Below are 12,371 nucleotides of genomic sequence, written 5' to 3'. Positions count from 1 at the left end.
AATTCTTTCGACTGGATAACCCCCGATTTGCTGCTAGCTTCAAACGGACGTGTCCTACAGGCTTGATAAGAAAGGGATTACGCAGTAACGGCCAGCAAGTGCCAAGTCGTCCAGTGAGCCACCAGGGAACCGGGGAATCATGTCGAATAAAATGGGGATCCACGCCCTCTTGTTGGCGAGCTCGCTGACACCCCTGCTGTGTGCTCAGGCGGATAACGCCGACACGGCCAATAAAAGTAACAACCCGCTCAACCTGGCGCCCGGCGCCAACCTGCAGGATTACTACACGCCCAGACTGTTCGACAGCAACCTGCACACCAACGATGCCCTGCTGCGCGGCACCTTGCCCGTCGCACCGGGGGAATTTATCGGGGTGCCACAACTGTTGCGCGCCACCCTGCCCGTCAGCACCCGCCCCGATCCGCACGGTGGCTACAGCACCGGCATCGGCGATCTCAACCTGTTCGACATCTTCCTGCTCAAGACCGACGGCGTGCAGCTGGGCATCGGCCCGCAGATCACCGCGCCGACCGCCGCCGAGGACGAGCTGGGCACCGGCAAATGGCAGGCCGGCCTGGCCGCCGTGGCCATCGATGCGTCGCCACGCGGTCTGCTCGGGGCGTTGGTGCAATACCAGAGCTCGTTCGCCGGCGATCACGACCACGCTCACGTCGAAACGGCGACCCTGCAGCCGTTCATCATTCATAACCTGCCCAAGGGCTGGTACCTGCGTTCCACCGGCACCTGGACGTTCGACCTGAAAAACGACACGCACTACATCCCTGTCGGCCTCGGTGTCGGCAAGGCCTGGAAGGGCGGCAGCAACATCCTCAACGCCTTCATCGAGCCGCAATGGACCGTCGAGCGCAAAGGCGACGGCGTGCCGCAGTTCACGCTGTTCGCCGGGCTCAACGTCACGTTCGGAAAATAAGGACATCGCCATGCATTGTGCTCTTCGCGCCGCCGGTTTCAGCCTGATGACCATGTTCGTCAGTTGTGGCGTCGGCGCCCAGGACCTCGACACGCGGATCGGCAAGATCGCCATGGAGGGCGAATTGCCCGCCCATGAATCGATTGCCAAACTCTATGCCGAACTGGATTTCCAGCAGGCCACGCAGAGTTATCTGTGGGCCTTGCCGCTGGTGTCCTACGCCCAGTGGCAGGACGAGTTCCGCGCCAAGCTCGGCGCCCGCAGCGGCGACCTGATGGTGCTCAACAGCTACGAAGACAAACTTGGCGTCATCACCGCCAATGCCACCACCCCGTACATCCTCGGTTTCGTCGACCTCAGCGAAACCGGGCCACTGGTGATCGAACTGCCCCCGGGGCCGACCGCTGGCGGCATCGGTGACTTCTGGCAACGAGCAATCATCGACATGGGCCAGACCGGTCCGGACAAGGGCCAGGGCGGCAAGTACCTGGTCCTGCCGCCGGGCGCCGAGCCACCTGCGGATGCCGGTAAATACTACCTGGCCAAGTCCGAGACGATGAACGTGCTGGTCGGTTTTCGCGTGCTCGACCCGGATCCCGCCAAGGGCAAGGCGCTGGTCGAGAAATTCAAGATGTACCCCTATGCCCAGCGTGCCGAGCCGAGCCAGACCCGCCTGCTGTCACCGGGCGGCAAGGCCTGGTCGGGCACGCAGCCACGCGGCATCGCCTACTGGGAGCGTCTGCACCAGATCATCCAGAAAGAGCCGGTCAACGAACGCGACCGCTTCTATATGGCCATGCTCGCCAGCCTCGGCATCGAGAAGGACAAGCCCTTCAACCCCAACACCCAGCAGCGCCAGGCCCTGGAGCAAGGTGCGCAGGTCGGCGAGCTGATCGCCAAGGCCAATACCTTCGCCAAGCGTTTTCCCGACGCCCAGTACTGGCCGGACCGGCATTGGGACACGGTGCTGAACATCGCCGAACCGTCGCAGCGGGTCGCCTACTACGACCAATTGTGGGAGCGCAGCGCGTGGTTCTATGAAGCAGTCACCAACACCAAGGGCATGGTGTCGAAGACGCCGGGGCTGGGCCAGACCTACCTCGGCGCCTACACCGACGCCAAGGGCGACTGGCTCGACGGCGGCAAGAACTATCGCCTGCACGTCGGTGCCAATCCGCCGGCCAAACAGTTCTGGTCGATGACGGTGTACGACATCGACAGCCGTTGCCTGATCGATAACCCGCAACGCAAGGCCGACCTGTCCTCGCGCCAGGATCTGAAGAAAAACCCCGACGGCTCGGTGGACCTGTATTTCGGCCCTGCCGCGCCCAAGGGCTTCGAGAACAACTGGGTGCAAACCCTGCCCGGCAAGCACTGGTTCAGCTATTTCCGCCTGTACGCGCCAACCGAAGCCTATTTCGACAAGAGCTGGAAACTCGACGACATCACCGTCGAGCCCTGACAAGGACGCACCATGAACACACGCCATCTGCTGCTAAGCACCGTGACCCTGGCCTTGAGCGGCAGCGCCTGGGCCGATTTCAGCGCCAGCCCCGAGGAAGCCCGCGGCATTGCCAAAGAAGCCTACCTGTACGGTTTTCCGGTGGTGGAGATGTACAAGACCCTCTACACCCAGGCCATCGACAGCAAAAGCCCCAATTACAAGGCTCCGTTGAACCAGATCGGCAACACGGCGAAGGCTTTCACGGCCAAGGACACCGCGTTCGTCACGCCGAACGCCGACACGCCCTACTCGTTCGTCTGGATGGACCTGCGCACCGAGCCGCTGGTACTGACCCTGCCGCCCATCGAGGAGCATCGCTATTACTCGGTGCAACTGATCGATGCCTACACGCAGAACTTCGCCTACCTGGGCACCCGCAGCACCGGCAACAATGGCGGTCACTTCATGATTGCCGGGCCGCAATGGCAGGGTCAGCAACCGCTGAATATCGATCGCCTGGTGCGCAGCGAAAGCAACATCACGTACGCGCTGTATCGCACCCAGCTGTTCGATGACAAGGACCTGGGCAAGGTCAGGCAGATCCAGAAAGGCTACAAGGTCGAGCCGCTGAGTCACTACGTGAAACAGCAAGCCCCGGCGCCAGCACCGAAGGTCAGTTGGCCGAAACCGACGCCGACCATGAGCGAAACCCCGGACCTGTTCCGCTACCTGAACTTCATGCTCGCCTTCACCCCGCCGCAGGATGTCGAGAAAGACCTGCTCGCCCGCTTCGCCAAGATCGGCATCGGCAGTGGCCAGCCGTTCGATCTGCAAAAGCTCAGCCCGGAACAGCGCAAGGCCCTGGAGGATGGCATCAGCGACGCCAAGGCCGAGTTCGCCGCGTTCAAGAAGGACAAGGTCGATACGCATGAGGTCAGCAGCGGCGACCTCTTCGGCACTCGCGATCATCTCAAGGGCAACTACCTGTATCGCTACGCCGGCGCCAACATGGGCATCTTCGGCAACTCCGCCGAAGAAGCGAACTACATCGGCTATTTCGTCGACAAGGACGGCCAGCCGGTCGATGCGGCGAAACACGACTACACCCTGCACTTCGCCAAAGACGCTTTGCCCCCTGCGGAAGCGTTCTGGTCGCTGACGATGTACGACGGCAAGAGCAAATTGCTCGTGGCCAATGTGCTCAATCGCTACCTGATCAACTCGCGAATGCTCGCGGATCTGCAACGCGATGCCGACGGCGGCCTGACCCTGTACGTGCAACACAAAAACCCCGGCAAGGACAAACAGGCGAACTGGCTGCCAGCCCCGAACGGCCCGTTCTACGGCGTGCTGCGCCTGTACCTGCCGAAACCGGAGGTGGCCAGCGGCGAATGGAAAATGCCGCTGCTCACCCCGGTCAACTCAAAGCAATAAACGGAGCCAGTGATGGTCAAGCCTTACGTTGTGCGTCCGCTGCTGGCGCTGTGCATGATCGGCAGTACTCAACTCTATGCAGCCGAGGGTGGCGTGGGCCGGCCGATCACCGGGCAGCAGGTGTATTCCAACGCCGGGATCATCCCGCCCGAACCGGGCTGGGTAGTCTCGGTGACCAGCATCTGGTACGACGGATCGCTCAAGGGCAGTCGCGGCGCGCCGATTTCCGGTGAGGTCAGTGCCGGGATCGACATGAAAGTCTCCTACACCATGACCAACCTGACGCACATCTGGGACACCGGCAAAGGCCCCTGGAACTTCGCCTCGGCCATCGGCGTTCCGCTGCAGTACACCGACATTGACGCAGCGATCACCGGTCCGCGCGGACGCACCCTCGGCACCAGCGATTCCGGAACCCAGTTCGCCGACGCGCTGGTCACTCCGATTGCCGCCGGCTACCACTTCGATGAGTTGAACCACATCGCGTTCTCCCTGCCGATCTACGTGCCGACCGGCGCCTACAACGACAATCGCCTGGCCAACCCGGGGCAGAACAACTACACGTTCATGCCCACCGTGGCCTTCACCCATCTGGACGGCAAGGGAGGTGAATTCACCCTGTCCAGTGGCCTGGAGTTCTACACCGAAAACACCGCCACCGATTACCGCAACGGCAACATCTTCACCCTCGATGCCTTGTGGACCCACGGCTTCGGCAGCGGCTGGAGCGCCGGCCTGGCAGCCGGCTATATCCAGCAGGTCAGCGACGACAAGGGGCAGACCGCCGACAGCCTGAATGGCTTCCGTGGCCGCTCGGTCGGCGCCGGGCCGGTGGTCGCCTGGGCCGGAAAATTCGCCGACGCCCAGGCCAATATCAGTGCGCGCTGGGTGCCGGAGTTCGACACCAAGAACCGCCCCGAGGGCAATGGCGTTGCCATCAACATGACCCTGGCGTTTTTCTAGACCGGCCACAAAGGACTGTCTCATGACCGCACTCACCGACCTCAACGCCCTGCAAGCCAGCATCGCCGAAGCGGTACTCGGCCAGGATCAGGTCATCCGGCAGATCCTCCTTGGCCTGCTGGCCAACGGGCACCTGCTGCTGGAAAGCCTGCCGGGGCTGGCCAAAACCCGCACGGTCAAAGCCCTGGCCAAACATCTCGATGCAAAGATGAGTCGCATCCAGTTCACCCCCGACCTGCTGCCGTCGGACGTCACCGGGGCCGAGGTGCTGCATCAGGTCGCCGGGCAGAACGAGATCCGTTTCCAGCAGGGCCCACTGTTCGGCAACCTGATTCTCGCCGACGAAATCAACCGCGCGCCGGCCAAGGTGCAGGCGGCGCTGCTCGAAGCCATGGAAGAACGGCAGATCACCGTAGCGGGCACCAGCCACGCCTTGCCGGAGTTGTTCATCGTGATCGCCACGCAGAACCCGATCGAACAGGAAGGCACCTACCCGTTGCCGGAAGCGCAGATGGACCGTTTCCTGATGAAAGTCCTGCTCGATTACCCCAGCGCCGACGACGAGAGCCAGGTGCTGCGGCTGTTGCGCGCCGAAGAGTTTGCCCAGGGCGCGAGCACCCTGCCGGCCAAGGCGTTCAGTCTGCCCCAGGAGGTGATTTTCGCTGCCCGCAAGGAAGTCAGCGCGGTGCATGTGTCCCCGGCCATCGACCGCTACCTGATCGACCTGATCAACGCCACCCGCCACCCGGTGGACTACGACGACGACCTTGCACGCTGGATCGCCATTGGCGCCAGCCCGCGTGGCGGCATCGGCCTGGATCGTTGCGCCCGCGCCGATGCCTGGTTGCAGGGCCAGGATTTTGTCTCGCCGGACAACGTCCGGGCCGTGGTGCATCCGGTGCTGCGCCATCGCCTGCAACTGAGCTATGACGCAGTGGCCGACGGGGTCAGTGCCGATCAGGTGCTTGACCGCCTGCTCGATAAAGTGGCGATTCCGGCGTGAACAGCGACGGCCTGGTCTATGTATCCCTGGCGCAATTGATGGCCCTTGAGTTCAAGGCCCGCGACCTGAGTTTCCTCGCCCGCCAGCCGCGCGGCAGCATCCTCGCCGGCAACCATGCCTCGCGCCTGCGCGGTCGCGGCTTGAACTTCGATGAGTTGCGCCGTTACCAGCCGGGAGACGACCTGCGCCACCTCGACTGGCGCGCCTCGCTGCGCACCGGCAAACCGGTGGTGCGCACGTTCACCGAAGAGCGCGACCGCCCGGCGTTGATCGTGGTCGATCAGCGCATGTCGATGTTCTTCGGCTCGCAGCGCAGCTTCAAATCCGCGCTGGCCGCCGAGCTGGCCGCACTGGCCGCATGGATGGTATTCAACGCCGGCGACCGGGTTGGCGGGCTGGTGTTCAACGACGCGCGGATCGATGCGGTTGCACCGTTGCGCAGTCGTAAACGCGTGGAAGCCCTGCTCAGCCGCATCACTGCTCAGAACCAGGCACTGAATGCCGGTAACCGCGATGCCGAAGACGAGGATCAACTGGACAAGGTCTTGCAGCGTTGCCTGGCGCTGGCCGGGCACGACCATTTGCTGTGCATCGTCAGCGATTTCGCCGGGGCCGGCGAGCGCACCTTGCAACTGATGCGGCAACTGGCTGCGCACAACGACGTGATCGCCCTGCAAGTCTACGATCCGCTGGCCTTGCAGCTGCCCAGCGATGGCCGTCTGCTGGTCACCCAAGGGCAACTGCAGGTGGAACTGGCGGTGGAAAAACGCAGCGTGCACCAACCGCTGGGGGATTACCTCGGCGGCCGGCTCAAGGATGTCGCCACATTGCTGCGCCGCAGCCAGGTGCCGCTGATGATGTTCAGCACTGCCGAAGAGGCACACGCGCAACTGCGCGCCGAACTTGGCAAAAGCGCCGGCCGGCGGCGATGAAGCCGAATATTCCCGACATCAGCCAGCTCAAGGAGCTGAGCCTGCCGGCGCCCGTCAGTTATGCGCCGCAGACCTGGGGCTGGTGGCTGTTGCTGGCGCTGTTGGTTGTGCTGGCGTTGGTGGTTGGCGCGCGGCGTTATCGGCAATGGCGACGGGATCGCTATCGACGCGAAGCGCTGGTGCGGCTGGCGCAATTGCGAGGGCGCAGTGATGACTTGAATGCACTGCGCGAGTTGCCCGAGCTGCTCAAGCGCGTGGCGCTGTCGATGCCCAGCCCCAAACCTCTCCGGCGGGACACAATAACTGTGGGAGCTGGCTTGCCAGCGATGAGGCCATCTCCTGCAACATCCGAGCTGACTGACAGGACGCCATCGCTGGCCAGCCAGCTCCCACAGGGTCCAGCAGCGTTGGGAAGATCGGATTGGCAGGCCTTTCTGCAGCAGTACAGCAAGAGGCAGCTGCCGGCCAATTTCAGCGAGCAACTCGCCCAACTCGCCTACGCCCCCGACGCCACCCTGCGCGCCCTCCCCGCCGAACAGCGCCAGGCGTTGTTCGATACCTGCCAACAGTGGATGGAGCATCACCATGTGGCAGCTTGATTACCCGTGGCTGTTGCTCCTGCTGCCACTGCCGTGGCTGGCCTACCGTTACCTGCCGACCTACCAGGAAGCCCGCAGCGCCGTGCGCGTGCCGTTTTTTGCCGCCATGAGCCGTGCAGTCGGGGAATCACCGCGCCGCGTCGGCAATCGCCAGAACCACTGGCAACTGCTGCTGAACCTGCTGGTCTGGACGTTGATCCTGCTCGCCGCCGCACGACCGGTGTTCGTCGAAAAACCCATCGAACGCCAGCAACCGGTGCGCGACCTGATGCTCGCCATCGACATCTCGCAATCCATGGAAACCGAGGATTTCAGCAATGCCGACGGCCAGAAAATCAATCGCCTCACCGCCGTCAAACAGGTCGTGCAAGGCTTCATCGACAAGCGCAAGGACGACCGCATCGGTCTGATCGTGTTCGGCAGCGGCGCCTATCCGCAGGCGCCGCTGACCCTCGATCACGCCAGCCTGTCGCTGTTGCTGGATGACACCGGGATCGGCATGGCCGGGCCCAACACAGCAATCGGCGACGCCGTCGGCCTCAGCCTGAAGCTGCTCGATCAAGCCCATGAGCCGGAAAAAGTGCTGATCCTGCTCACCGACGGCAACGACACCAGCAGCGCGATCACCCCCGATCACGCCGCAGAAATGGCCGCCAACAAGGGCGTGGTCATTCACACCATCGGCATCGGCGATCCGACTGCCTCCGGCGAAGCGCAGGTCAATCTGCGCGGGCTGCAACAGATCGCCCAAACCACTGGTGGGCAGTTTTTCCGCGCCGAAGATCGCACGGCGCTCGATCAGGTCTACAACACCCTCGACCGCCTCACCCCGCATCAGGTGAAAACCCTCAGCCATCAGCCGCAACGCGAGTTGTTCCATTGGCCCTTGGGCGCGGCGCTGGCGCTGTTGGCGCTGTATCACCTCGGTGCCCTGCTGCGTCCGCGCCTGGCACTTGCCCGCCAGCGGCAGGAGGCCTGAGATGGAGATCAATCTCGGTGACCTGCATTTCTTACGCCCGCTGTGGTTGCCGCTCGCGCTGTTCGCCATGCTGCTGCCGCTGCTCTGGCGCCGCAGCCGCGACTTGCAGCGACGGCTGCGCAGCAACATCGCCGAACATCTGCTGCCGCATCTGCTGGTCACGCCGAAGGATCCGCAGCGCCTGCGCCCGGTGCACTGGCTGTGCGCGGTGTTGACGTTCGGGGCGCTCGCTGCGGCCGGGCCGACCTGGGAGCAGGATCGCCCGGACTTTCTGGAGAATCGCGCGCCGCTGATCGTTGCCGTGGATCTGTCGCCATCGATGGACGCCAGCGACGTACCACCGACGCGCCTGGAAGCGGTCAAACACAAACTGCACGACCTGATCCGGCGTCGCGCCGGCGCTCGCACCGCGCTGATCGCCTACGCCGGCAGCGCGCACCTGGTATTGCCGCCGACCGACGATCCGGCGCTGCTCGACACCTTCATTCAGGCGCTGGGCACAGGCCTCATCGACAAAACGGGCAAGGACGTCAGCGCCGTCATCGAGCAGGCCAAACGCCTGCTCAGCGCCGAGCAGACCCCAGGCAGTCTGCTGCTGATTACCGACGGCGCTGACACCGCGCAACTCGACGGTCTCGACCGGCAATTGAAAGGCAGCCAATTGCAGGCGTTGGTACTGGCGGTCGGCAACGAGGATGGCGGGGTGATTCAGGGCGCCAACGGCCAGCCGGCAGTGGACGGCAACGGGCGCCCGCTGCTCGGCCATTTCGATCCGGCGGCACTCAAGCAATTGGCCGCCGCCCTCGACGCACCGCTGGGCAGCCTGACCCTCGACGACGATGATCTGGACTGGATCGAGTTGCACGCGCAACAACACTTGCGAAGTGCCAGCGCCGAACAGCAGCGATTGCACTGGAAGGATGCCGGTTACTGGCTGTGCTGGCCTCTTCTATTGTTGGCGCTGCTCGGTGTGCGCAAGGGCTGGAGCGTCAACTGGGTACCGGCGCTGCTGCTGGCCACAGGTCTTGGCTGGCCTGCCGCACCCGCCCAGGCCAGTGCCCTGACCGACGCATTCTTCACCCGCGATCAGCAAGGGCGCTGGGCCGTCGAGCATGAGCATTGGCCGCAAGCGGCGGTGCTGTTTGTCGATCCGTACTGGAAAGGCGTGGCGGCCTATCACGCGGCGGACTACGACCTCGCGCTAGCGACCTTTGCCAGGCTGGACACGGCGCAAGCGTGGTTTTACCTGGGCAACATTTACGTGCGGCGCTTCAAATTCGATCAGGCAATTGCCGCCTACACCCAGGCCTTGCAGCGGCAACCGCAGTTCCCCGAAGCCACGGCCAATCTGGCGCTGGCGCAGGCATTGCTCAAGGACACCGACAGCGCCGAGCAAAACGCTCCCGAGACCAGGCCGGACGAAGTGAAATTCGACAAGGCACCGGGTAAGGGCCAGAGCAAGAAAGTCGAGACCGAGCAGGCGACGTCCGATGCGTTATGGCTACAGAACCTGACCACCTCGCCGGCCAGGTTTCTCAAGCAGAAGTTCAGTTTGCAGGATCAATCGGGGGCCAGGCCATGAACCGGGTTGACTCCATCGCTGGCAAGCCAGCTCACACAGGGACCCTCTGTGTTTTCACCCATCGAGCTAACACCACAAATCCTTGGGGGAGCTGGCGTTCCAGCATTGGCGCCCGGTCAATCAGCAAAAATTTCAGCTTCTTGCTAGTCAGCTGCCTGTTCACCATCCACGCCTCTGCCGCCGAACCCCAACTGAAAATCCAGGCCCACCTGCAACCGGCTGACAATGCGATGGTCGGCGGACTGGTCGAGCTGCAAGTCGATGTGCTCACCGACACCTGGTTCACCAGCGCCGCCACCCTGCCCGAGCTGAAACTCGACGGCGCCCTGGTAACGCCGCCCGCCGGCCAGGCCCAACACCTGAATCAGACCATCGACGGGCAATCCTTCAGCGGCTTGCGCTACAGCTACCTGATCACCCCGAATGTCGCCCGCCGCTTCGACATTCCGCCGCTGACGGTCAGTGCGACACCGGGGCAGGCCAGCACAGCGATCAGCGCACAAAGCCAGCCATTGCACTTCAGCGCCGCCCAGCCACCCGGCTTCAAACCCGGAGAAACGCCGCTGGTGGCCAGCGGTCTGCGCTTGAGCCAGAGCCTGATCAACTCGGCAACCCCGTTGAAAGTCGGCGACAGCATCACCCGGCAACTGATCCTGCAGGCCGATGGCGCACTGGCGATGGCTCTGCCGGTTCCGCCACTGGGTGACGTGGCCGGCCTGAGTCGTTATCTGCGGACCCCACAAGTCACCCGCCTGGACGACGGTCGCGGCAACGTGCTCGGTGGTCAGCGGATCGACGTCGTCACCTACCGTATCGACAAGGCTGGCGCCTACAACCTGCCGGCCATCACGGTGAAATGGTGGGATGTAAAAGCGCAGCAGAGCCGAACGGCGCAGGTGCCCGCCATAGCCTTCGAGGCCACAGCCGACAGCGCCTACAAACCGGTGTTTTCGATCACCGAGGATCTAAAGCAACTCGGCCGCAACAACGAGCATTTTTCCACACGCTGGCTGCTGTGGCTGGGGCTACTCGCCGTCTGCACTGGCATCGGTTATTGGCTGCGCCCTGCCCTGTTGCGTACCCGCCACCAATGGCAGGCGCGCAAGCACGCGCGGCAACTGGCCTGGGAGCAATCGGCGGAGTTCGCCTGGCAGCAGATCAACCCGCAACTACAGGCGCAACCGGCGCAGTTGAGCGCGCTATACCTGTGGCTGCGGCGCAGTCGGTTGGGGCTGCAACTGGTGAATGCCGGGGCGCGCCTGCAAGGTCTGTTGCGCGGACTTTATGGACGTGATCCGCAGACTGCACAAACCCTCGCTCAACTGCGTGATTCGTTGACTACGCTGCACAGTCAGGCCGCTGCGCAGAAAACCGCGTCGCCTGCGGCGCTGCGTCCGCTCAACCCCGTTCACGAGAAGGATTTCCCATGACGAACCCGACCCTGCACCGGCAACGCTTCGGTCTGGCCCTGTTGTTCAGCCTCGCGCTGCCGCTGCTGGCCAACGCCGGCGAGCCGCTGCCCTCATGGCACGACGGCCCGGCGAAGAACAGCATCATCACCTTCGTCGAGGCCGTCACCGACCCGTCCGGCAAGGATTTCGTCAAACCCGCCGAGCGCATCGCCGTGTTCGACAACGACGGCACCCTGTGGAGCGAGCAGCCGGCCTATTTCGAGTTGCTGTTCGCTCTCGACGAGGTCAAGCGCAATGCGCCGCAGCACCCGGAATGGAAAACCACCCAGCCATTCAAAGCGGTGCTGGAGAATGACCACAAGGCTCTCGTTGCAACCGGCATGGACGGCATCCTGAAGATCTTCGGCGCTACCCACACCGGCATGACCACCGACGCATTCGACGACTACGCCAGGACCTGGCTGAGTCAGGCTCGCCATCCGAAAACCGGCAAGCCCTACAGCGACATGATCTTCCAGCCGATGCTGGAAATGCTCGATTACCTGCGCAGCCAGGACTTCAAGACCTACATCGTCTCCGGTGGCGACACGGCGTTCATGCGCGCCTTCGCCGAGCAGGTCTACGGCATCCCGCCGGAACAGGTGATCGGCACCACGTTCGTCACTGCGTTCCAGTTCAAGGACGGCAAGGCCTCGATCGTGCGCACGCAGAAACTCGCGCACAACGATGACGGCCCGGGCAAGCCGGAGAGCATTGACGCAGTCATCGGCCGCCGCCCGATCCTGGCCTTCGGCAATTCCGACGGTGACCTGCAAATGCTGCAGTGGACCGCCGCCGGCCCCGGCAAACGTTTCACGGGGCTGGTGCATCACACCGACGCCAAGCGTGAATGGGCCTATGACCGTACCTCCGACATCGGGCGCCTGGACAAGGCCCTCGACGAAGCGAAATCCCGTGGCTGGACCGTGGTGGACATGGCGGCGGATTGGCGCCGCATCTACCCGTTCGATCCACCGGCAACCGAGCAAGTGCAATAACCAGGCGTGACGCAGGACCGCAGAAAACGTTGAGTCGCATCACGCGACACCCCCG

Annotated in this window: 11 protein-coding genes; all 11 read left to right on the top strand. The window is 63.6% G+C overall.

The window, feature by feature from the left end:
* The first annotated feature begins 139 nt into the window (after window positions 1-139).
* From QRN70_RS01310 to QRN70_RS01260, 11 genes are read left to right on the top strand one after another with little or no spacing between them, the layout of a single operon-like run.
* Entirely contained in the window at window positions 140-931 is a 792-nt protein-coding gene (locus tag QRN70_RS01310) for a hypothetical protein (protein ID WP_285415415.1), read from the top strand.
* A 10-nt stretch (window positions 932-941) separates the two neighbouring features.
* Window positions 942-2,393: a DUF1254 domain-containing protein gene (locus QRN70_RS01305; RefSeq protein WP_285415414.1), complete on the top strand. Its 1,452-nt coding sequence runs from the start codon at window positions 942-944 to the stop codon at window positions 2,391-2,393.
* A gap of 12 nt (window positions 2,394-2,405) precedes the next feature.
* Window positions 2,406-3,809 (top strand): DUF1254 domain-containing protein, encoded by a 1,404-nt coding sequence (locus QRN70_RS01300; RefSeq protein WP_285415413.1) that lies wholly within the window; start codon window positions 2,406-2,408, stop codon window positions 3,807-3,809.
* 12 nt (window positions 3,810-3,821) lie between these two features.
* Window positions 3,822-4,772, top strand: a complete 951-nt coding sequence (locus QRN70_RS01295) for a SphA family protein (RefSeq protein WP_285415412.1) — start codon at window positions 3,822-3,824, stop codon at window positions 4,770-4,772.
* 22 nt (window positions 4,773-4,794) lie between these two features.
* Window positions 4,795-5,775, top strand: a complete 981-nt coding sequence (locus tag QRN70_RS01290; RefSeq protein ID WP_285415411.1) for an AAA family ATPase — start codon at window positions 4,795-4,797, stop codon at window positions 5,773-5,775.
* Window positions 5,772-6,707 carry a DUF58 domain-containing protein gene (locus QRN70_RS01285; RefSeq protein ID WP_285415410.1) on the top strand — a complete coding sequence of 312 codons (936 nt, stop codon included), beginning with the start codon at window positions 5,772-5,774 and terminating at the stop codon, window positions 6,705-6,707. The genes QRN70_RS01290 and QRN70_RS01285 overlap by 4 nt, the downstream gene beginning before the upstream one ends.
* Window positions 6,704-7,306, top strand: coding sequence for a DUF4381 domain-containing protein (locus QRN70_RS01280; RefSeq protein ID WP_285415409.1), 603 nt, complete (start codon window positions 6,704-6,706; stop codon window positions 7,304-7,306). Before QRN70_RS01285 ends, QRN70_RS01280 begins: the two co-directional genes overlap by 4 nt.
* Window positions 7,293-8,285, top strand: a complete 993-nt coding sequence (locus tag QRN70_RS01275) for a vWA domain-containing protein (protein ID WP_285415408.1) — start codon at window positions 7,293-7,295, stop codon at window positions 8,283-8,285. The genes QRN70_RS01280 and QRN70_RS01275 overlap by 14 nt, the downstream gene beginning before the upstream one ends.
* Window position 8,286: 1 nt before the next feature.
* The gene (locus QRN70_RS01270; RefSeq protein WP_285415407.1) at window positions 8,287-9,867 is read left to right on the top strand and encodes a VWA domain-containing protein; all 1,581 of its coding nucleotides are present in this window, start codon (window positions 8,287-8,289) and stop codon (window positions 9,865-9,867) included.
* Entirely contained in the window at window positions 9,864-11,297 is a 1,434-nt protein-coding gene (locus QRN70_RS01265) for a hypothetical protein (protein WP_285415406.1), read from the top strand. The genes QRN70_RS01270 and QRN70_RS01265 overlap by 4 nt, the downstream gene beginning before the upstream one ends.
* A complete protein-coding gene (locus QRN70_RS01260) occupies window positions 11,294-12,316 on the top strand; it encodes an HAD family hydrolase (protein WP_285415405.1) in 1,023 nt (340 codons plus the stop codon). The genes QRN70_RS01265 and QRN70_RS01260 overlap by 4 nt, the downstream gene beginning before the upstream one ends.
* The last annotated feature ends 55 nt before the right edge of the window (window positions 12,317-12,371 follow it).

It is taken from the genome of Pseudomonas sp. efr-133-TYG-5, from assembly GCF_030209175.1.
Taxonomy (GTDB): Bacteria; Pseudomonadota; Gammaproteobacteria; order Pseudomonadales; family Pseudomonadaceae; genus Aquipseudomonas.
Note: the sequence above shows the minus strand (reverse complement) of the source record. Positions and strands in the feature narration are given on the sequence as shown.